Source organism: Streptomyces sp. RKAG290, assembly GCF_023701695.1.
In the GTDB taxonomy this organism is placed as follows: Bacteria; Actinomycetota; Actinomycetes; order Streptomycetales; family Streptomycetaceae; genus Streptomyces.
The window spans coordinates 6,956,291-6,977,090 of sequence record NZ_JAJOZC010000001.1 but is presented as its reverse complement, the minus strand read 5'-3'; the positions used below and the strand labels follow the sequence as shown (position 1 = coordinate 6,977,090).

Sequence of the window (20,800 nt, the reverse complement as noted above, 5' to 3'; positions counted from 1 at the left end):
TTCACGGACCCCGGCAGTATCGTCCTTCCCATGTACATCTCAACAGATGGCAACTGAGCCGTAATGAAAGTTTCTGATCGCAGCTGTGCGTTGACGTGCTAGGACAGAGAGCAACCACCCATGTGTCAACGGAGGCCGCTTTGTTGATTTGTCGTCACCTCCGGCGGTTTCGCGGAATCGCCCTCGCCGCCGCCGTCACCGCCGCCGCGCTCACCTCGGCCGGCTGCGACGCGGGCGGTGGTGACAGCGGCTCCGACGACCGGTCCCACGGGGCCGCTTCGGTCGTGGCCCCCGGGAAGCCGGGTGAGCCCGCGCGTACGCTCTCCGCCGAGGAGGCCGCGAAGGCCGCAGGCGCGGACACACCCAACTCGGCGGACGTCCGCTACGTCCGGATGATGATCCAGCACCATTCCCAGGCGCTGGTGCTCACCGCCCTGGTCCCCTCCCGTTCCGGCTCGGCCGCGGTCAAGAGGCTCGCCGAGCGCATCACCGCGGCTCAGCAGCCCGAGATCGGTGCGATGCGGGGCTGGCTCTCCCGCCACGACCGGGCGGAGCAGGCCGACGGGCACGAGCACGGCGCCATGCCCGGCATGGCCACCCCCGGCCAGCTGGAACAGCTGCGGGCCGCGAAGGGCGCGGCCTTCGACAAGCTCTTCCTGAAGCGGATGATCACCCACCACCAGGGGGCGGTCACCATGGCGACCCAGGTGCTCTCGGAGGGGAACAACGTGCAGGTCGAGGAGATGGCCGACGACGTCGTCGCCCAGCAGACGACCGAGATCGGCCGGATGCGCGCCCTCTCCTCCTGACGAAGGCCCGGCGCGCCCCTCCCCCGCCGGGCCCGCCGGTGCGATGCTGGAGTCACCCTCCGGGAAGAGGTGCGCCGTGCTACGTGTCGCCGTCGTCGGATCCGGCCCCAGCGGGATCTACGCCGCCCAGTCCCTGGTGGCACAGAACCTGGTGCCCGATGTGCGGGTGCATGTCCTTGACCGGCTGCCCTGTCCGTACGGCCTGGTGCGGTACGGAGTCGCTCCGGACCACGAGAAGATCAAGTCACTCCAGCAGAGCCTGCGCGCCGTGCTGGAGCACGAGCGGGTCACCTTCGTCGGCAACGTCCCGGTGGGCGGGGACGGGGTGTCGCCCGAGCAGCTGGGCGCGCTCTACCAGGCGGTGGTCTACTGCGTCGGAGCGGCCACGGACCGCCCGCTGGGCATCCCCGGCGAGGAGCTGCCCGGCAGTCACTCGGCGACCGACTTCGTCTCCTGGTACAGCGCACACCCCGACGCGGCCGCCAACCGCTTCGCGCTCCAGGCCCGTTCGGCCGTGGTGATCGGCGTCGGCAATGTCGCCGTGGACGTGGCGCGGATCCTCGCCCGGGGGCAGACGAGCTGCGGCCGACCGACGTGCCGGAGCCCGCGCTCGGCGTGCTGGCGGGCAGCCGGGTGCGTGAGGTCCACATGGCGGGCAGGCGGGGGCCCTCACAGGCCAGGTTCACCACGAAGGAGCTCCGGGAGCTCGGCGGGCTCCCCGGGGCACGGATCGTCGTCGACCCGGCGGAGCTCGCCCTGGATCCGGCCTACGCCGGTACGGCGCCGGGCTCGCCGGTACTGCCCGCGATGGTGCGGCGGAACCTGGACGTGCTGCGCGGGTGGGCCGCCGGCGCCCCCGCCACCGCAGGCACACCGTCCCGGACCATCGGGCTGCGGTTCTTCCTGCGTCCGGTCGAACTGCTGGAGCGCCGGGGGCGGGTGGCCGGTGTGCGGTTCGCCCGCACGGCACCGGACGGCAGCGGCGGGGTGCGCGACACCGGAGTGTTCGAGGACATCGACGCCCAGCTCGTACTGCGTGCGGTCGGCTACCGCGGGATGCCGCTGCCCGGCCTGCCCTTCGACCCGGTGCACGGGACGGTGCCCCACCTGGCCGGACGGGTGCTGCGGGACGGGGTGCCGGTGCCCGGGCAGTACGTCGCGGGATGGATCAAGCGAGGGCCGACGGGGGTCATCGGCTCGAACCGGTCGTGTGCGAAGGAGACCGTCGCCTCGCTGATCGAGGACGCCCCGCTGCTCACCGGCCGCCCGTCGGCGCCGGATCCGCTGGCCGCGCTGCGGACATGGGGGCTGCGCCCGGTGGCGTGGGACGGCTGGCTGTCGATCGAACGGGCCGAGGCGGCTCTGGGGCGGTCGCTCGGCCGTGGTCCGGTGAAGATCCCGGACTGGCCGGGGCTCCTGCGCGCGGCACAGGACGACAGCCTCACGTAGGGATGCCCTGCCGGGGCCCTCGCCCGGGCGTGGGCGGTGGGGAGGGGTCAGCGCCCGGCGAGCCGGTCCGCCTGCCGGTTCGCGGCTTCGAGCAGGCGGTCCAGCAGTCCGGGAAACACCGCCTCCAGGTCCTCGCGCCGCAGCCCGTTCATCTTGGCGGTGCCGCGGTAGACCTGCTGGACGATGCCGCTCTCGCGCAGCACCCGGAAGTGGTGCGTACTGGTGGACTTGGACACGGGCAGGTCGAACCGGGAGCAGGTGAGCTCGCCGTCGGCGGCGGCCAGTTCACGCACCACGCACAGGCGCACCGGATCGGAGAGCGCGTGCAGCACCGACTCGATCCTGATCTCGTCACGTGCCGGGTGCGCGAGCGCGCGGGCGCCGACGGCCGGGTCTGTGGCGCTGGCAGGGGTCACGGTGGCTCCGCATCGTCTTCGTCCGGGGCCTCCCATAATACGAGACCCATCGTAGTTTCACACCGGCGCCACGAGTGAGGGCCGGGACGGACGCCCGGCATATAGGACAGAATCCGGCCTCGATCATGGATAGCGTGGCGTCCATCGACGGGCACTGGCCCGGCCATCTGCCCAGGAGGCGCAGTCGGATGACGGAGACACCCGAGAGCCCCCTCCCCTTCGAAGAGGCCGGCCGGCTCGAAGCGTGGCTGGAGAAGCATCACGCCGACCGGACCGGCCTGTGGCTGAAGATCGCCAAGCGGAGCTCCGGCGTGCGGTCCGTCACCGCTGCCGAGGTCATCGACGTCGCGCTCTGCTTCGGCTGGATCGACGGTCAGCGCAAGTCCCTCGACGAGGTGTACTACCTGCAGCGGATCACTCCGCGCCGGCCGCGGAGCACGTGGTCGCAGGTCAACGTGGAGAAGGTCGAGGCGCTCCTCGCCGCCGGCCGTATGCGGGAGGCCGGCCTCGCCCAGGTCGAGGCGGCACGGTCGGACGGGCGGTGGGACGCCGCGTACCCCTCGCAGCGCACGGCGACCGTCCCGGCCGACCTCGCCGCGGCCCTGGAGGCGGACGAACCGGCGCGGCGCTTCTACGAGCAGCTCGGCAGGACCGACCGGTACCTGGTGATCATGCGCTTGATGACGGCGCGCACACCCGAGGTCCGGGCGGCCCGCCTGCACAGAGCGGTGGCCGCACTGCGGGAGGGCCGGAAGGTCACGTGACGCGCGGTCAGCCGCTCAGCAGGTCCGGGTCCTTGGCGAGCGAGGCGAGGCGGCCGCGCGGATCGGCGACCAGCCTGCGGGTCGTGAGGTCGAGGATGCCCGCGAGACCCGTGACCTCCGCGGCCACGGTGCCGTCCTCCTTGAGGATCTGCTGCTCCGTCGTGAACGTCTTGCCCTCCCCGTAGTCGAACCGGCAGGACACCCGCACCCGCTCACCGCCCCGCAGTTCCTTGCGGAACTTCACCGTGACCTCCAGCGCGACCGGCCCCACCCCGTCGGCCAGCAGCTTCTCCTGCGGCAGCCCGGCGGCCCGCAGCAGCTCCCAGCGCGCATGCTCGGCGTACTGGAGATAGACGGCCTGGTTGAGATGGCCCTGGGTGTCGAGTTCGTAGCCCCGCACGGTCACGTCCACAGAGAAGGTCATGGACGTCGAAACAGCCCGGTGCATTCCGGCATTCCCCCGCGGACCCCGGCGCCCGGACGACCGGTGCCGTTCGGACTCTTTACCTACCTGTCATGCACGGGTAGCTTCCAGACCGCAAAACATTGCAGCAAAATTCAGACAGCTCTTGCTGTCCGGATGCACTGCTCGCCCGAACCCCGAGGCGCGTCCGGGTTCTCCGGCGGGATCCGCGGGTGCTCGATGAGCACCCGCAGTTGGCTGCGGCGGCCGGAAGGCTGCCGCACTCCCCTGGAGAGACGAATGAAACGCTCCCCCATCTGCTGCTCGGACGCCCCTTGGCCGCGGTCGCGGCGGCCGTCGGACTGCTGGGACTGCTCACGGCCGCACCGGACCCGGCGGGCTCCCCCGCCGCCACGCCCGTGGCGGCCTCGGAGAACACGGCGACGGTCTTCTACTACACGAAGACCCGCGACTGGTCCGCCTACCACCTCCATTACGCGCCTGACGGCGGATCCTGGACCGCCCTGCCGGGCGCGCGGATGGAGGCGGCGTGCACGGACTGGGTCAAGAAGACCGTGCCGCTGGGCAGTTCGACCGGCCTGGCCGCCACGTTCACGGACGGATCGGGCGTCTGGGACAACAACGCCGGGAAGAACTACGCGCTGGGCACCGGCTCCCTCACCGTCAGGGACGGGGTGGTGGCGCACAGCGATCCGTGCGCCGGAACAGGTCCGGACCCCTCCCCCTCCCCGACCGCCACGGCCGGTGCGGAGAACACCGCCACGGTCTACTACTCGACCACGACCGTCGGCTGGACCACCACCAACCTGCACTACCAGCCGGCGGGCGGGTCCTGGACCGCCGTGCCGGGAGTGGGCATGGAGGCGGCCTGTACCGGCTGGGTGAAGCGCTCGGTCGAGCTCGGCACCGCGACGAAGATGCAGGCCGCGTTCAACAACGGCAACGGCGTCTGGGACAACAACAACGGCAGCGACTACACCCTGTTCGCGGGCGTCTCCACGGTCAGGAACAAGGCCGTGACCAAGGACGCCGCCGACCCGTGTGCCGCCCAGCCCGCGGACACCGAGGCACCCACCGTCCCGACACGGGTGAAGGCCGACGTGGACGGCGTGTCGGCGGTTCTCACCTGGGAACCCTCCACCGACGACCGCGCCGTGACGAGGTATCAGGTGACGCGTACCGGCGGCACCAAGGGCTCGATGGTGAGCGATGTCGGCTCGACCGTCTACTCCGACGCGCATCTGGAGGAGAAGACGGCCTACACCTACACCGTCAAGGCGGTGGACGCGGCGGGCAACACCTCGGCGCCCTCGGCCGCCGCGACCGTGACCACGGGCTCCGGGCCGGTGGCCCCCGCGGCGGGCAGGCCGCTGGGCACCGACCCGCGCAAGGACCCCGTCTACTTCGTCCTGACCGCCCGCTTCGACGACGGGGACGCGAGCAACAACCGGGGCGGCAGCCAGGACGTGAAGTCCGGTAACGCGGCCAACGGCGACCCCATGTTCCGGGGCGACTTCAAGGGTCTGGTCAACAAGCTCGACTACATCAAGGGGCTCGGGTTCTCGGCCGTCTGGATCACCCCGGTGGTGCTCAACCGGTCCGACTACGACTACCACGGCTATCACGGCTACGACTTCTACCAGGTCGACGGCCGCCTCGAATCGGCGGGCGCCTCGTACCAGGACCTGATCAACGCCGCGCACGCCAAGGGCATGAAGATCTACCAGGACGTCGTCTACAACCACTCCTCGCGCTGGGGCGCCAAGGGCCTGTACACCCCGGCCGTCTACGGCGTCCGCGACGACCAGTGGAGCTGGTACTACGACGAGAAGGACGAGGGCTTCGAGTACGACGGCGTGAGCGTGGAGACGAAGTCCGGGAAGTCGTACTACAACGGCGACCTGTGGTCCACCGCCGAACCCTCGGGCAACACCTGCGTCAACTGGGGCAAGCCCACCGGGTCCACCTCGCCGGAGGGCTACAGGATCTACAACTGCCAGTGGCCGAACCCGACTTCGGGCATGTTCCCGAAGGAGTACTACCACAACTGCTGGCTGGGGAACTGGGAGGGCGAGGACTCGCGCTCCTGCTGGCTGCACGAGGACCTGGCCGACTTCAACACCGAGTCCGCACCGGTCCAGAACTACCTGATCGGCGCGTACGACAAGTACATCGACATGGGCGTGGACGGCTTCCGCATCGACACCGCCGTCCACATCCCCCGCACCACCTGGAACCGCCGTTTCCTGCCGGCGATCCAGGAGCGCGTCACCCAGCAGTTCGGTGCCACGGCCGCGAAGAACTTCTTCGTCTTCGGCGAGGTGGGCGCGTTCGTCAACGACAAGTGGAACCGCGGATCGGTCAACCACTCGGCGCAGTTCTTCACCTGGAAGGAGCGCAAGGAGTACAGCGCGGACGACAGCAAGGCCGCACTGGAGATGTACGACTACGAGGAGAAGCTGGGCACCGGGGCTCAGCCGGTCTCCGCCAACGCCTTCCTGGCCGGCAACACCTACCACACGCCGGACCACAGCGAGTTCTCCGGCATGAACGTCATCGACATGCGGATGCACATGAACTTCGGTGACGCCGACAACGCGTACAACAACGGCAAGGACTCCGACGACAGTTACAACGACGCCACGTACAACGTCGTCTACGTCGACAGTCACGACTACGGTCCCAACAAGAGCAGCGAACGCTATGCGGGCGGCACCGACGCCTGGGCCGAGAACATGGCTCTGATGTGGACCTTCCGCGGCATCCCGACCCTGTACTACGGATCGGAGATCGAGTTCCAGGCCGGCAAGAAGATCGACTGCGGGCCCAGTTGCCCGCTGGCGACCACCGGCCGCGCCTACTACGGCGACCACCTCGCGGGGACGGTCGAGGCGTCCGGCTTCGGCCAGGTCTCCTCGGCCACCGGCGAGGTCGCGAACACACTGAGCAAGCCGCTGGTCAAGCACGTCCAGCGGCTCAACGAGATCCGGCGCGCCGTGCCGGCCCTCCAGATGGGCCAGTACTCCACCGAGGGCATCACCGGGCAGATGGCGTACAAGCGCCGCTACACCGACGCCGCGAACGGAGTGGACAGCTTCGCCCTGGTGACGGTCACCGGCGCGGCCACCTACACCGGGATCCCCAACGGCACCTACCAGGACGCGGTCACCGGTGACACCAAGGTGGTGTCGGACGGCAAGCTGAGCGTGGCGGCCCCCGGCAAGGGCAACATGCGGATCTACGTCCTGGACCTCGGCGGCAGCAACGCCGCTCCGGGGAAGGTCGGGGCGGCGGGCCCGTATCTGAAGTGACGCACGGCGGCAGGAGGCCCGGTCCGCGGAGTGTGTGACATCCGCGGGCCGGGCCCGTTCCGGTGCCGCCGGTTCAGGCCGTGGCGGCGGCGAGGTGCGGGAACCTGAACTCGGTGCGGCTGCGGAAGACCTCGTCCGGGCGCAGGACCGTGCCGGGGTGGTTCGGGCGGTTGGGTGAGTCGGGCAGGTGCTGGGTCTCCAGGCAGACGGCGCTGTGGCGGTCGTGGTGCCCGCCGCCGGGCGCGGCCATGGTGCCGTCGAGCTGGTTGGCGGTGTAGACCTGGATGCCGGGTTCGGTGGTCCACACCTCCATGACCCGCTCGGCCCCGGGGGCGGTGAGCCGGGCGGCGCGGCGCAGCTCCCCCGGTGTCGCGGGCTCGTGCAGGATCCAGCAGTGGTCGAACCCGCCCGCCCTGCGCAGCTGTTCGTCCGGGAGGGTGATCCGCTCCCCGACGGTGCTCGGGGCGGTGAGGTCGAACGGGGTCGCGTGCACCGGCGTGGCCGGGCCCTCGGGAATGCCCTGTTCGTCGACGGGGAGGTAGCTGTCGGCGTCCACCTGGATCGTGTGCCCGCGGATGTCGCCCCGTGCGGAGAGGTCGAAGTAGGCGTGGTTGGTGAGGTTGAGGACGGTGGCGCGGTCCGTGGTCGCGGTGTAGTCGAGGGCGAGGGTGCCCGCCGCGTCCAGGGTGTACGTGACGGTGACGTCCAGCGCACCGGGGAATCCCATGTCGCCGTCGGGACTGTGCAGGGTGAGCCGGAGCGTCGCCGCCGTGGCGGTGGACTCGCCCGCGGCCTGCCAGACACGGGTGTGGAAGCCGTCGGGCCCGCCGTGCAGGGCGTGTCCCCGGTCGTTGGCGGGGACCTGGTACGCCGTCCCGTCGAGGGTGAAGCGGCCGTGCGCGATGCGGTTGGCGAAGCGGCCGATGAGGGCGCCGAAGAACGGGTTCTTGCCCGTGTATTCGTCCAGGGCGGTCAGCGAGCGTACGACCGAGGCGGTGGCTCCCGCGGTGTCCGGCACGGTGAGGCGGTGCAGGATGCCGCCGTAGGTGAGGATCTCGGCCCGGACTCCGGTCCCGGAGTCGAGCGTCCAGACGTCGACGTCCGTGTGCCCATGGGCGCCGAACGGTTTGCGGTTCACGGTGGGGCGAGGCATCAGAGATCCTTGGGACGAGCGGACGGCCGGGCGGGGCAGGGACGGCCGGGGGTACGGCCGCTGGTGCCCCGCCCAGCAGGCCGTGCCGGCCGGGGCACTACGGTCCGGCCCGCTCGGCGGGTGGCCGGGGGACGGTGGATTCCCGGATGACGAGCCGGTAGCCGGGCCGGGGCCGCCTGGGTTCGGACACCGGTTCGCCGGAGAGGCGCTCGACGAGGCTGTCGACGGCCAGCTGGGCGATGGCTTCCTTGTCCGGGGCGACGGTGGTCAGCGTGGTCGCTCCGTAGAGGCTTTCCTCGATGTTGTCGAACCCGACGACGGCGACGTCCTCGGGGATGCGCAGACCCCGTTCGAAGAGGGTACGCATCGCTCCGATGGCGATGAGGTCGTTGTACGCGAACACGGCGTCGGGCTGCTCCCCGCGGTCCAGGAGGGCGGCCATCGCGGTGGCCCCGTCCTCGCGGCCGTAGCCGTCGGTGACCACGACCAGCGACTCGTCGGGCTCGATGCCCGCGGCGGCGAGCTCCTCCCGCCAGCCGCGCAGCCGCAGATGGGCCGGCTGCCGTTCGCGGCCGGTGCGCGAGCCGAGGAAGGCGATCCGCCGGTTCCCCTGGTCGATGAGGTGGCGGACGGCCTCCCGGGAGGCCGCGACGTTGTCGATGGCGATGTGGTCGTACGGGGCCTCGTACTCGCGCTCGCCGAGCAGCACCAGCGGCGCGGTCTCGGTGCGCGCCATCAGGTCCTCGGTCTCCAGGTGGATCGGGCTGAGGATGAGGCCGTCGATCACATGGGACCGAAACCCCTGGCTGACCAGGAGCTCCTTCTCCCGCAGCCCACCGGTGTGGTCGACCAGCACGGTGTAGTCGTGCCTCGCCGCCGCGTCGACGACCGCGCCCGCCAGCTCCGCGAAGTACGGGTTGCCGAACTCGGGGACGGCGAGGGCGATGATGCCGGTGCGGCCCTTGCGCAGGTGCCGTGCGGTGAGGTTGGGGCGGTAGCCGAGCTCGTCGATGGCCTGCTGCACCTTGGCGCGCATCTTCGGTGTGACGTGCTGATAGTTGTTCACCACGTTCGACACGGTCTTGATCGATACGCCCGCCCGTTGCGCAACGTCCTTGAGGCTGACGCCCACGGCACTCCCTGAATCGACTTGACGCGCGTTGAAGCGCAGTGGCCCGGCTCCGCCGGTTCGGCTGGACCTGTGCCGGGGCCGCGGCCCCGGCACGGGTTCAGGTGCTTCTGCGGCTGCGCGCGAGGTAGCGCTGGGCCACGACGACAACGATAAGGAACCCACCGCTGACGACCGACTGGTACGAGGAGTTCAGCGAGCCGATCTGGTTGATCAGATTCTGGATGACGGCCAGCAGCAGTACTCCCCAGAGCGTCCCGCTGATCGATCCGGCGCCGCCGACCAGGAGGGTGCCGCCGATGACGACGGCGGAGATCGCGTCGAGCTCCATGCCCACGCCGACGATGGTGACGCCGGAGGAGAGCCGGGCGGCGTTGAGCGCGCCGGCGAGCCCGGCCAGCAGTCCGCTGAGGGTGTAGACGAGCATCTTGGTACGGGCCACGGGCAGGCCCATCAGGGTGGCCGCGTCGCTGCTGCCGCCGACGGCGAAGAGGGTCTGTCCGAACGAGGTGCGCTGCAGGACCAGTCCGCCGATGCCGAACAGCACGACAGCGATGAGGATCGGGTAGCCGAACCCCCACACGCTCCCCTGCCCCAGCTCGGCGAAGGCCGATCCCTTGGGGACCAGGTAGGTGGTGGCGCCCTCGTCGGTGAAGGCCAGGAGGATGCCGCGGGCCCCGAGCAGGGTGGCGAGCGTGACGATGAACGGTGCCATTCCGGCGCGCGCCACCAGGAAGCCGTTGAGCAGGCCGATCGCACCGCACACCACGAGGGGCAGGAACAGTGCGGCAAGGAAGCCCCATTGCGAGGCCCACGCGGCAAGCACACCGCCCAGCGCGAAGACGGAGCCGACGGACAGGTCGATGCCGCCGGTGATGATGACCATGGTCATGCCGAGGGCCACCACGGCGAGGAACGACGCCTGCACGGTCACGCCGCGGGCGTTGTCCAGCGTGGCGAACGTCGGGTAGATGAAGGACGCGGCGATCACGACCGTGAGCAGGACCGCGAGCACGCCCTGACGCTGGAGGAGTTCGGCGAGCCGTTGTCCGAGCGCGGGTGGCTCGCCGGTCACGGGGCGGGGCGCGCCGCCGCCGGCCGCTGCGGAGGTCTTGCGCGGTGCCGGGGCCTGGGCCACCGGGGAAGGTGAGGTTTCGTTCATCGGGACCGACGCTCCCGGGCGACGTAGACGGCGGCGATGATGATGGCCGCCTGGGCGATCTGTGCGGTGGAGTCGGGCAGGTCGTGCTTGACGAGCGTGGCGCGCAGCAACTGCATCAGCAGGGCGCCGGCGACCGTGCCGAGGACCCGGATGGAACCGCCGTTCAGCGGGGTGCCGCCGACCACGACCGCCGTGATGGCGGAGAGTTCCATGAGGGTGCCGAGCGAGGAGGGGTCGCTGGCGGTGAGCCTGGCCGTGGCGAGGATGCCGGCCAGTGCGGCGAGCACCCCGCAGAGCATGTAGACGCCGATCAGTACGCGGCGCACGGGCAGCCCGGCGAGCGCGGCCGCGGGCCGGTTGCCGCCGATCGCGACGACCTGGCGGCCGAAGGTGGTGCGCTGGACCAGGAAGGCGACGGCGACCGCGAGGACCGCGGCGATGAGCACGACGAGCGGGATGCCGAGGAAGGATCCGGTGCCGAGCGACAGCAGGTCGGGGTTGACGATCTGCTTGAGCTGACCGTCCGCCATGACCAGGGCCAGGCCGCGGCCGCCGACGAACAGCGCGAGGGTGGCGACGATCGGCTGCAGCCCGACGAGTGAGACGAGCGTGCCGTTGACGGCGCCGACGAGCGCTCCGGCCAGCAGGGCCATGACGAGGGCGGCCACCAGCCCGTAGCCGAGGTAGAGCGGCAGGAGCGCGGCGGCCAGCGCCATGGTCGAGCCGACGGAGAGGTCGACGCCCTCGGTGCCGATCACCAGGGCCATGCCCAGGGCGACGATGACGATGGGCGCGACCTGGACGAGCTGGGTGCGGAGGTTGTCCGCGGTCATGAAGTGCTCGGTGAACAGCGCGTTGAACAGGAGCACCACCGCGACGGCGAGGTACACGCCGTACTCCTGGTACCAGGCGGGGTCGCGCAGCCGCGCCAGGGGGCGGGCGGCGGGTGTGGTGGAGAGCGTGGCCTGGGTCATCGGGGGTCCTCCTGAGCGGCCGGGGCCTTCCCTGCGGGCGCCGGTGAGTGGTCGGCGAGCACTTCGAGCAGGTGGCTCTCGGCCACCTCGTCGCCCGCCAGTTCGCCTGCGACCGCGCCGCCGCGCAGGACGACGATGCGGTCGGCGCCCTCGATGAGTTCCTCGATGTCGGAGGAGATGAGCAGGACGGCGAGGCCCTCGCGGGCGAGGTCGTCGATGAGGCTCTGGACCTCGGCCTTGGCGCCGACGTCGATGCCGCGGGTGGGCTCGTCAAGCAGCAGCACCTTGGGCTCCAGGCAGAGCCAGCGGGCCAGCAGGACCTTCTGCTGGTTTCCGCCGGAGAGCTCGCCGACCTTCTGTTCGGGGCTCGCCGCCTTGATCCGCAGCCGCTTCATGAAGATGTCGACGATGCGGTCCTGCTTGGCGCGGGAGACGACACCTGCGCGGGAGAGGCGGGGCATCGCGGCCAGCACGATGTTCTCGCGGACCGAGAGGCCGGGGACGATGCCCTCGGCCTTGCGGTCCTCGGGCAGCAGGCTGATCCCGGCCCGGATGGCGCCGGCGGAGGTGAGCCTGCGCAGGGTGCGCCCGCCGACCCCGATCTCGCCGGAGTCCAGGCTCAGCGCACCGGCCAGGGCCTTCGCGGTCTCGCTGCGGCCGGAGCCGAGGAGACCGCCGAGGCCGAGCACCTCGCCGGCGTACAACGACAGGGATATGTCGTGGAGCTGGTGGTTGCGGGAGAGACCCTTCGCGGTGAGCACGGGGGTGCGGGAGGCGTCGTGTCCCTCGGAGCCGAAGCTGGTGAGGCCGGAGCGCCGGACCTCGGCCATGTCGCGGCCGAGCATCATCGAGACGAGCTGCATGCGGTCGAGGTCGGCGAGGTCACCGGTGTGGATGTGGCGGCCGTCGCGGAGCACGGTGACGCGGTCGCAGATCCGGTAGAGCTCGTCCATGCGGTGGCTGACGTAGAGCACGGCGATGCCGCGCTCACGCAGGTCCTCGATGACCCGGAACAGGGTCTCGACCTCGCGCGGCTCCAGCGAGGAAGTGGGCTCGTCCATGATGACGACCTGGGCGTTGACCGAGACGGCGCGGGCCAGCGCGACCATCTGCTGGGTGCCGATGCCCAGGGTGTGCAGCGGCCGCTTCGGGTCGACGCGCACCCCGAAGCCGTCGAGCAGTTCGGTGGTCTCGCGGTGCATGCGGGAGAAGTCGATCAGGCCGAAACGGTTCTTCGGCTCCCGGCCGAGGAAGATGTTGCGCGCCACGCTCATCAGCGGGACGAGGTTCACCTCTTGGTAGATCGTGGAGATGCCGGCCTGCTGCGCCTCGAACGGCCGGGCGAAGGCGACCTGTTGTCCGGTCAGTCGCAGCTCTCCCCCGTCGGGCTGGTACACGCCCGTCAGCACCTTGATCAGGGTGGACTTGCCGGCTCCGTTCTCCCCCACCAGTGCGTGGGTCTCCCCGGCACGCAGGGAGAAGGAGACGTCGTCGAGGGCGACGACGCCCGGGAAGCGCTTGCTCACCGCACGCGCTTCCAGGACGGGCACGGCCGCGCCGGCTGCCTGCGCCGCGCCGTCGGCAGGCGCGGCTGCCTCCTTCACGTAGGCGGCCGGCTCCGGCGGCTGCGGTACTGCTTCGGGTGGTGCCATGGCTGGTCTTGGCCTTCCGCTCTTCCAAGGGTGTGGGCCCGGTGGCCGCCGTGACGGGGGAGCGCCACGGCGGCAGGTGATCCACCGGGGGCCGGCGCGGGCCGGGGGTCGCGTACGGGTCGGTACGCGACCGGTCCCTGCCCGCCCGGCGCCCCTGCGGGTACTACGGGCAGGTGGTGCCGGTCAGGTCAGAACGCGCCGCCGAGCGAGGCCTTGGCGTTGGACTCGTCGTAGGCACGGTCGGTGATGATGACGTTCTCCGGGATCTCCTCGCCGCCGTAGAACTTCTGGGCGGTCGCGAAGGCCAGCGGCCCGAAGCGCGGGTTCGACTCGATGACGGCGTTGTACTCGCCGTTGACCAGGGCCTGGACGGCGTTGCGGGTGCCGTCGACGGAGACGATCTTGACGTCCTTGCCGGGCTTCTTGCCGGCAGCCTTCAGGGCCGTGACGGCGCCGAGGCCCATCTCGTCGTTCTCCGCGTAGACGGCGGTGATGTCGGGCTTGGACTGGATGAGCTGCTCCATGACCTGCTGGCCCTTGTCGCGCGCGAACTCGCCGGTCTGCTGGGCGACGATCTTCAGGTCGGGGGCCTTGGCCTTGAGCTGGTCGACGAAGCCCTTGGTGCGGTCGGTGGTGACGTTGTTGCCCGACGCGCCGAGGAGGATGGCGACCTTGCCCTTGCCGCCGGTCGACTTGATCATCGCGTCCGCCGCGCGCTTGCCCTGCTCGACGAAGTCGGAGCCGAGGAAGGCCACGTAGTCCTTGCACGCGGTGGAGTTGACCTTGCGGTCGATGGTGAGGACCGGGACCTTCTTGGCGGCGGCGGCCTTCAGCGCCGGCTCCAGGCCGTCGGAGTTCAGCGGGGCGACGATGAGGAACTGGGCGCCCTGCGACAGCATGTCCTGGATGTCGCTGATCTGCTTGGACAGCTGCGACTGGGCGTTGGTGGTGAGCAGCTTCTTGACGCCGACCTTCTTGGCCTCGTCCTTGATGGACTGGGTCTCGGCGATCCGGAAGGGATTGGCCTCCTTCTCCGACTGGGAGAAGCCGACCACCGCGTTCTTCAGGTCCAGCTTCGGCGCTCCGTAGGTCTGCAGCGAGCAGCCGGAACCGGAGGAGGACTCGGGGGACTTGGCCGCCTGGGCGCCCTGGCTGCTGTCAGCGCTCGCGTTGTCCGAGCCCTCCGACTTGGAGCAGCCGGAGGCGGCCAGCGTGGCGGTGGCGGCGAGGAGGCAGGCCACGGCGAGGGTACGGGTTCGGCGCTGGATCATCATGCGCGGGGGCTCCTTGGCGGGATGACGGCACGCTGGTGGGCGTGCGGTCGGGCATGGCTGGACGATGCATCGGCCGCTCGGCGGCTGATGTCACTGCATTCCTCACGACCCCGCGAGTGCTTCACGGGGGTGGGCCCCAGCTGCACGGACTGCGGTCGTGAGAGCCTGTGCGGCCTCTCGGCGGCTCGGTTTACAACGTTATATAGGCGGCGCGGCACGGGCGGCAAGAGCGTTGTCGATGCGTTTCCAAAATGTGTCGGAGTTGTTCGGGTCCGGCCGGCGGCTGCGGCCCCACCGGTTACTGCCGCACCCCTGGACAGCCGCTTGACGCCGTGCTGTCATACCGCCGGTAGCCAATTTTCCAACGTTGCATAGAAGTTGCCGCGCAGCCCGCCGGGTCGCGACGGCGCTCCTTGCCATGGGCGCGTCCCGGTATCCGTCCCCCGCCGGAGCGTCTTGGCAGCCCGCACGTGTCATGCGCCTTCCCCGAGCCGGAGTCCCCGCACGGCCGGCAGAGAGCAGGAGACCCCTCCATGCCACTGAACCGCAGACAACTCATGGCCGGTGCGCTGGCCACGGCCGCGGCCGCCACGGCGGCGAGCGGCCGCTGGGCCACCACCGCGACCGCGGCCGAGCACCGCGCAGAACCGGCCCATGGGGGCCACTACTCCCCCAACGCCGCCCCCCTCCACCCGACGGCGTTCCTGAAACTCCCGCCCGGCCGGGTGACCGCGCGCGGCTGGCTGGCCGGCCAGCTGAAGCTCCAGCTGGAGGGCCTCTGCGGCCGGTACGAGGAGTTCTCGCACTTCCTGGACTTCACCGCCACCGGCTGGGTCCGCCCCGAACTGGGCGGCTGGGAGGAGGTCCCGTACTGGCTGCGCGGCTACACCGACCTCGCCATCGTCACCGGCGACGCGAAGGCGCTGGCGACCGTGCGCCGCTGGTTCGACGCGATCCTCGCCACCCAGCAGTCCGACGGCCTCTTCGGCCCGAAGTCGCTGCGCACCTCGCTCAACGGCGGCCCGGACTTCTGGCCCTTCCTCCCGCTGGTCCAGGCGCTGCGCTCCTGGCAGGAGTACTCCGGGGACACCCGGATCATCCCCTTCCTCAGCCGGTTCTTCCGCTACATGAACGCCCAGGGGCCCGGCGCCTTCAACACCAGCTGGATCGCGCTGCGCTGGGGCGACGGCCTGGACAGCGTGTTCTGGCTCTTCAACCGCACCGGCGACACCTTCCTGCTGGACCTCGCCGACAAGATCCACGCGAACGGCGCCGACTGGGGCGACAACCTGGTCAACCTGCACAACGTCAACATCGCGCAGGGCTTCCGCGAGCCCGCCCAGTACGCGCTGCGCAGCGGTTCGGCCGACGACACCCGGGACACCTACGGGACCTACGGCAAGGCCATGGACCAGTACGGGCAGTTCCCCGGCGGCGGCTTCGCCGGGGACGAGAACGCGCGTCCCGGGCACGGCGACCCGCGCCAGGGCTTCGAGACCTGCGGGATCGTCGAGTTCATGGCCAGCCACCAGCTGCTCACCCGGATCACCGGCGATCCCCTGTGGGCCGACCGCTGCGAGGAACTGGCCTTCAACTCGCTGCCCGCCTCGCTGGACCCGTCCGGCAGGTCGATCCACTACATCACCAGTGCCAACAGCGTCGACCTGGACAACGCGCCGAAGAAGCAACGGCAGTTCCAGAACGGCTTCGCCATGCAGGCGTTCCTGCCTGGCGTGGACCAGTACCGCTGCTGCCCGCACAACTACGGCATGGGCTGGCCCTACTTCGTCGAGGAGCTCTGGCTCGCCACCCCCGACGGCGGTCTCGCCGCCGCGATGTACGCGAGCAGCGAGGTCACCGCGAAGGTCGCCGACGGCACCGAGGTCACCTTCACCGAGGAGACCGGCTATCCGTTCACCGACACGGTCACCCTGACCCTGAAGGCACCCAAGCAGCTGCGCTTCCCGCTGGTGCTCAGGGTGCCGGCCTGGTGCGCCGTGCCGGAGATCAAGGTGAACGGGCGCGGCGTGGACGCTCCCGCCGGACCCGCCTTCACCCGCATCGACCGCACCTGGGCCGACGGCGACAAGGTGACCCTGCGCTTCCCGCAGCAGACCACCGTCCGCACCTGGGAGCACAACCACGGTTCCGTCAGCGTGGACCGCGGCCCGCTCACGTACTCGCTGCGGATCGGTGAGAGTTACGAGCGCATCGGCGGCACCGACCAGTTCCCGGAGTTCGGGGTGCACGCCACCGGCCCGTGGAACTACGGACTCGTGCTGGACGAGAAGAAGCCGGCGGCCTCGCTGCACCACCACACGGTCAGCCACGTCAAGGACGCCAACCCGTTCACGCTCGACGGCACCCCGCTGACCATGACCGCGCGGGCCCGCCGCATCCCGGAGTGGGCGGCGGACGGCGAACACGTCGTCACCCCGCTCCAGGACAGTCCGGCCCGCAGCACGCAACCGGTCGAGGAGATCACGCTCGTCCCCATGGGTGCGGCGCGCCTGCGCATCACGTCGTTCCCGACTGCCGACCCGGACGCGCAGCCGTGGCTCTCGGGCGGCTGGTACCGCATCCGCAACCGGCACTCCGGCAAGGTCCTCGGCGTCGACAACATGTCCACCGCCAACAGCGCCCACGTCGTCCAGTTCGGCGACACCGGCACCGACGACCACGACTGGCAGCTGGTCCCCGAGGGCGACGGCTGGTACCGCATCCGCAACCGGCACTCCGCCAAGGTCCTCGGCGTCGACAACATGTCCACCGCCGACAGCGCCCACGTCGTCCAGTTCGACGACAGCGACACCGACGACCACCTGTGGCAGCTCGTCCCTGACGGAGACGGCTGGTACCGCATCCGCAACCGGCACTCCGCCAAGGTCCTCGGCGTCGACAACATGTCCACCGCCGACAGCGCCCACGTCGTGCAGTACGACGACAACGGCACCGACGACCACCTCTGGCAGCTCGTCTGACCCCCGACTGTTCCACGCAATCCCGCACCGCTCCCCGCGCCACCCGGCGCGGGGGGCTTCCCGCATGACGGAGCTGGACCGAACGAAGGAGACGAACCGATGAGCCGTTTACGTGTTCCCGGCCACGGGCCCTGGTGGAGACGAGTGATCGCCGGCACCGGACTGCTGGCGCTGGTGTCCACCGCACTGGTGGGAGTCGGTGCCGCGCCGGCCGGCGCCGCGTCCTGGACGCCCAAGCCCTCCCCCATGACCACCCCCTGGACCGCTCAGGTCCCGGTCGACAAGCCGCTGCCCGAGTACCCGCGCCCGCAGCTCACCCGGCCCGACTGGGCCAATCTCAACGGCATCTGGGACTTCGCGGTGACCGGCCGCGACGCCGGGCAGCCGTCCTCGTTCACCGATCAGATCCGGGTGCCGTTCGTCGCGGAGTCCGCGCTCTCCGGCATCCAGCGCAAGATCACCGAGAACGACAAGCTCTGGTACAAGCGCACCTTCACCGTGCCGTCGAACTGGAACGGCCGCCGGGTCGAGCTCAACTTCGGCGCCTCCGACTGGCAGACCACGGTCTGGGTCAACGGCACCCAGGTCGGTGCGCACAAGGGCGGCTACGACTCGTTCGCGTACGACATCACCCCGCAGCTCAACGGCGGCACGAACACGGTCGTGGTCTCCGTCTACGACCCGACGCAGACCGGCGGGCAGGCCGTCGGCAAGCAGCGCATCAATGACGTGCAGCCGCACAACGGCGGCGGCATCTTCTACACCGCGGCCTCCGGTATCTGGCAGACGGTCTGGCTGGAGCCGGTCGCGGCGGCACACATCACCCGCCTGGACATGACACCGAACCTGGGCAACAGCACCCTGCGGGTGAAGGTGCAGGGCGCGTCCGCTGCCGGCCGCAGCGCCCGGGTCACGGTCTCCAGCGGCGGCAACGTCGTCGGTACGGCCACCGGAACCATCGGCTCGGAGATCTCCGTGCCGGTGCCGAACCCGCATCTGTGGAGCCCGGACGACCCGTTCCTGTACGACGTGAAGGCCGAGCTGCTCGACGGGTCGGCCGTGACCGACTCGGCCGGCAGCTACGCCGGCATGCGGTCGATCGCCGTGGCCAAGGTCGACAACATCCTGCGGCCGGTCCTGAACGGCAAGTTCGTCTTCCAGACCGGCACCCTGGACCAGGGCTACTGGCCGGACGGCATCTACACCGCGCCGACGGACGCCGCACTCAAGTCCGACCTGCAGGCGCACAAGGACCTCGGCTTCAACATGGTGCGCAAGCACATCAAGGTCGAGCCGCAGCGCTGGTTCTACTGGGCGGACAAGCTCGGCCTGCTGGTCTGGCAGGACATGCCCGCCATGGACACCGGCAAGAGCCCCGACACCGCGGCCCGCGCGCAGTGGGAGGTCGAATACCACGCGGTCATCGACCAGCACCGCAGCTCGCCCTCGCTGGTCATGTGGGTCGACCAGAACGAGGGCTGGGGGCAGTACGACCAGGCGAGGATCGCCAACGAGGTCAAGGCGTACGACCCGTCCCGGCTGGTCGACAACATGAGCGGCGTCAACTGCTGCGGCTCGGTCGACGGCGGCAACGGGGACGTGGTCGACAACCACGTCTACGTCGGCCCCGGCAACACCGCACCGACGTCCACCCGGGCGGCCGTCCTGGGCGAGTTCGGCGGCCTCGGCTACAAGGTCCCCGGGCACGAGTGGTATCCCGGCGGCGGATTCAGCTACGAGGACCAGGCGAGCACCTCCGCGCTCAACAACCGGTTCGTCGGGCTGCTCGACAGCATCCGGGTCGGACAGCTGCCGGCGGGGCTCTCCGCCTCCGTCTACACGGAGATCACCGACGTCGAGAACGAGGCGAACGGGCTGCTCACCTACGACCGTCAGGTGGTCAAGGTGGACGCGGCACGCGTGAAGGCCGCCAACCAGGCCCTCATCAACGCCTCCCGCAACCCCGCACCACCGGTCACGCTGCCCACCGGGCAGTACAAGTCCCTGCGGGTCACCACGCCCGGGTACACCGACAAGTATCTGCGCCATCAGGACGCGCTCGCCTTCACCGCGGTCGTCGACGGCGGGAGCAGCGCGGTGCTCAAGGGCGACGCCACCTGGAAGATCGTCGCCGGTCTCGGCAACAGCAACTGCTACTCGCTGGAGTCCCGCAACTATCCGGGCGAGTTCCTCCGGCACCGCGACTTCCGGGTCCGGCGGGACGCCAACGACGGCTCGGCCCTGTTCAAGGCCGATGCCACCTGGTGCGCCGTCGCCGGGACGGGCGGGGTGAGACTGTCCAGCGCCAATCTGCCGGGCAGCTATCTGCGCCACATCGACTCGGAGGTCTGGCTGGCCACACCGGGCGGCGGACACGCCTGGGACAACCCGGCCACCTTCACCGAGGACACCACCTGGGCGGTGGAGGCGCCCTGGGCGCCGTGATCTGACGCCCACCCGCACCGCTGCCAGGATCTTTCGTCTGGACCAGGCCGGGTCAGGGAGCGGGGTCCGGTGCTGTGCCTCGCAAGGCGGAGGAGGGAGTCGACGCGGAGCGTCGGCGACCGACGACAACGCCGCGAGGTGCGGTGCCGGGGCTCGCGAGCCCGGCATGATCCAAACGAGAGGCCCCAGGGTCACGGCCCGGACCGACGCGACCGCGTCGGTCCGGGCCGTCGGTCCGTTGGCGGTCCGCCGCGTACGTTCGTTCTCGGACGGCCGGATCCGCTGCCGGTAGCCGCAACGCCGTCGGCCCGTTCACGGTCCGCGCCACCGCGCCCCTCCGGCCGGCGCCAGATAGGTATGCATCAGCGCCGTCCGACCGTCCGCCGTCGTCCAGTTCCCGGAGCGGCTGCCGACCCGGCGCCACCCGGCGCGCTCGTAGAGGGCAACGGCAGCCCCGCTGCCGTCCTCCACCTCCAGGACCAGCCGCCGTCCCTCGGCTGCCGCGGCCGTCACGGCGGCGAGCAGCGCACGCGCCACCCCACGCCGACGGGCCGTAGCCGTGGCGAACAGCCGGGTCACCGACACCAGTTCGTCCGGCGGAAGGCCGGCCTGCGCCGCCGTGGAAAGGCCGGTACGGGTCAGCCCCACATGTCCCAGGACGTCCGGCCCCGCCACGGCCACCCAGGCGTCGAGCATGCCGTCCGGTGTCAGCCAGCGGCCCGGGCCGGCCGGCCATTGCGCCGGGTAGCGGTCCGCCTCGTGCACGGTGGCCAGCGCCTCGATGCACGCCTTCATGTCGCCGTCCCGGCGGCGACGGATCTGCGGCTCAGCCATTCCATGATCCTCACACGGCGCCA

Annotated in this window: 14 protein-coding genes and 1 pseudogene; 6 read left to right on the top strand and 9 right to left on the bottom strand. The window is 70.6% G+C overall.

Annotation, left to right across the window (positions count from 1 at the left end; genetic code table 11):
* Positions 1-140: 140 nt before the first annotated feature.
* Both LNW71_RS30820 and LNW71_RS30815 read left to right on the top strand, forming a co-directional pair.
* Positions 141-809 carry a DUF305 domain-containing protein gene (locus tag LNW71_RS30820; protein WP_250971184.1) on the top strand — a complete coding sequence of 223 codons (669 nt, stop codon included), beginning with the start codon at positions 141-143 and terminating at the stop codon, positions 807-809.
* Between the two features lie 76 nt (positions 810-885).
* Positions 886-2,258, top strand: a pseudogene (locus tag LNW71_RS30815) (FAD-dependent oxidoreductase).
* A gap of 47 nt (positions 2,259-2,305) precedes the next feature.
* Here LNW71_RS30815 and LNW71_RS30810 read toward each other — a convergent pair.
* Entirely contained in the window at positions 2,306-2,674 is a 369-nt protein-coding gene (locus tag LNW71_RS30810) for a helix-turn-helix transcriptional regulator (protein WP_250971183.1), read from the bottom strand.
* A 188-nt stretch (positions 2,675-2,862) separates the two neighbouring features.
* Between LNW71_RS30810 and LNW71_RS30805 the strand changes: the two genes are divergently transcribed.
* Positions 2,863-3,438: a YdeI family protein gene (locus tag LNW71_RS30805; protein ID WP_250971182.1), complete on the top strand. Its 576-nt coding sequence runs from the start codon at positions 2,863-2,865 to the stop codon at positions 3,436-3,438.
* A gap of 7 nt (positions 3,439-3,445) precedes the next feature.
* Here the strand turns inward: LNW71_RS30805 and LNW71_RS30800 are convergent, their stop codons facing one another.
* Positions 3,446-3,862, bottom strand: coding sequence for an acyl-CoA thioesterase (locus tag LNW71_RS30800; protein ID WP_250971181.1), 417 nt, complete (start codon positions 3,860-3,862; stop codon positions 3,446-3,448).
* Positions 3,863-4,158: 296 nt separating this feature from the next.
* Between LNW71_RS30800 and LNW71_RS30795 the strand changes: the two genes are divergently transcribed.
* Positions 4,159-7,173 (top strand): carbohydrate binding domain-containing protein, encoded by a 3,015-nt coding sequence (locus LNW71_RS30795; RefSeq protein WP_250972206.1) that lies wholly within the window; start codon positions 4,159-4,161, stop codon positions 7,171-7,173.
* 73 nt (positions 7,174-7,246) lie between these two features.
* Here the strand turns inward: LNW71_RS30795 and LNW71_RS30790 are convergent, their stop codons facing one another.
* The 6 genes from LNW71_RS30790 to LNW71_RS30765 form a co-directional block, all read right to left on the bottom strand.
* The gene (locus LNW71_RS30790) at positions 7,247-8,326 is read right to left on the bottom strand and encodes an aldose epimerase family protein (protein WP_250971180.1); all 1,080 of its coding nucleotides are present in this window, start codon (positions 8,324-8,326) and stop codon (positions 7,247-7,249) included.
* A gap of 97 nt (positions 8,327-8,423) precedes the next feature.
* Positions 8,424-9,458, bottom strand: coding sequence for a LacI family DNA-binding transcriptional regulator (locus LNW71_RS30785; RefSeq protein ID WP_250971179.1), 1,035 nt, complete (start codon positions 9,456-9,458; stop codon positions 8,424-8,426).
* A gap of 97 nt (positions 9,459-9,555) precedes the next feature.
* Positions 9,556-10,617 (bottom strand): ABC transporter permease, encoded by a 1,062-nt coding sequence (locus tag LNW71_RS30780; protein ID WP_250971178.1) that lies wholly within the window; start codon positions 10,615-10,617, stop codon positions 9,556-9,558.
* Positions 10,614-11,591 (bottom strand): ABC transporter permease, encoded by a 978-nt coding sequence (locus tag LNW71_RS30775; RefSeq protein ID WP_250971177.1) that lies wholly within the window; start codon positions 11,589-11,591, stop codon positions 10,614-10,616. Before LNW71_RS30775 ends, LNW71_RS30780 begins: the two co-directional genes overlap by 4 nt.
* Complete coding sequence (locus tag LNW71_RS30770; protein WP_250971176.1) at positions 11,588-13,243, bottom strand: sugar ABC transporter ATP-binding protein; 1,656 nt, start codon at positions 13,241-13,243, stop codon at positions 11,588-11,590. The genes LNW71_RS30775 and LNW71_RS30770 overlap by 4 nt, the downstream gene beginning before the upstream one ends.
* 188 nt (positions 13,244-13,431) lie before the next feature.
* Positions 13,432-14,517, bottom strand: a complete 1,086-nt coding sequence (locus LNW71_RS30765; protein ID WP_250971175.1) for an ABC transporter substrate-binding protein — start codon at positions 14,515-14,517, stop codon at positions 13,432-13,434.
* Positions 14,518-15,050: 533 nt separating this feature from the next.
* Here LNW71_RS30765 and LNW71_RS30760 point away from each other — a divergent pair.
* Entirely contained in the window at positions 15,051-17,498 is a 2,448-nt protein-coding gene (locus tag LNW71_RS30760; protein WP_250971174.1) for an RICIN domain-containing protein, read from the top strand.
* Positions 17,499-17,597: 99 nt separating this feature from the next.
* Complete coding sequence (locus LNW71_RS30755) at positions 17,598-19,943, top strand: AbfB domain-containing protein (RefSeq protein WP_374119472.1); 2,346 nt, start codon at positions 17,598-17,600, stop codon at positions 19,941-19,943.
* A 312-nt stretch (positions 19,944-20,255) separates the two neighbouring features.
* Here the strand turns inward: LNW71_RS30755 and LNW71_RS30750 are convergent, their stop codons facing one another.
* On the bottom strand, positions 20,256-20,777 hold the full coding sequence (locus LNW71_RS30750; RefSeq protein WP_250971173.1) for a GNAT family N-acetyltransferase: 522 nt from the start codon (positions 20,775-20,777) through the stop codon (positions 20,256-20,258).
* Between the last annotated feature and the right edge of the window lie 23 nt (positions 20,778-20,800).

Excerpts from the sequence above, each read along its gene's own strand:
- LNW71_RS30805 (WP_250971182.1), top strand. The coding sequence starts at position 2,863 with ATGACGGAGACACCCGAGAGCCCCCTCCCCTTCGAAGAGGCCGGCCGG.
- LNW71_RS30800 (WP_250971181.1), bottom strand. The coding sequence starts at position 3,862 with ATGACCTTCTCTGTGGACGTGACCGTGCGGGGCTACGAACTCGACACC.
- LNW71_RS30790 (WP_250971180.1), bottom strand. The coding sequence starts at position 8,326 with ATGCCTCGCCCCACCGTGAACCGCAAACCGTTCGGCGCCCATGGGCAC.
- LNW71_RS30780 (WP_250971178.1), bottom strand. The coding sequence starts at position 10,617 with ATGAACGAAACCTCACCTTCCCCGGTGGCCCAGGCCCCGGCACCGCGC.
- LNW71_RS30775 (WP_250971177.1), bottom strand. The coding sequence starts at position 11,591 with ATGACCCAGGCCACGCTCTCCACCACACCCGCCGCCCGCCCCCTGGCG.
- LNW71_RS30770 (WP_250971176.1), bottom strand. The coding sequence starts at position 13,243 with ATGGCACCACCCGAAGCAGTACCGCAGCCGCCGGAGCCGGCCGCCTAC.
- LNW71_RS30765 (WP_250971175.1), bottom strand. The coding sequence starts at position 14,517 with ATGATGATCCAGCGCCGAACCCGTACCCTCGCCGTGGCCTGCCTCCTC.
- LNW71_RS30760 (WP_250971174.1), top strand. The coding sequence starts at position 15,051 with ATGCCACTGAACCGCAGACAACTCATGGCCGGTGCGCTGGCCACGGCC.
- LNW71_RS30755 (WP_374119472.1), top strand. The coding sequence starts at position 17,598 with ATGAGCCGTTTACGTGTTCCCGGCCACGGGCCCTGGTGGAGACGAGTG.
- LNW71_RS30750 (WP_250971173.1), bottom strand. The coding sequence starts at position 20,777 with ATGGCTGAGCCGCAGATCCGTCGCCGCCGGGACGGCGACATGAAGGCG.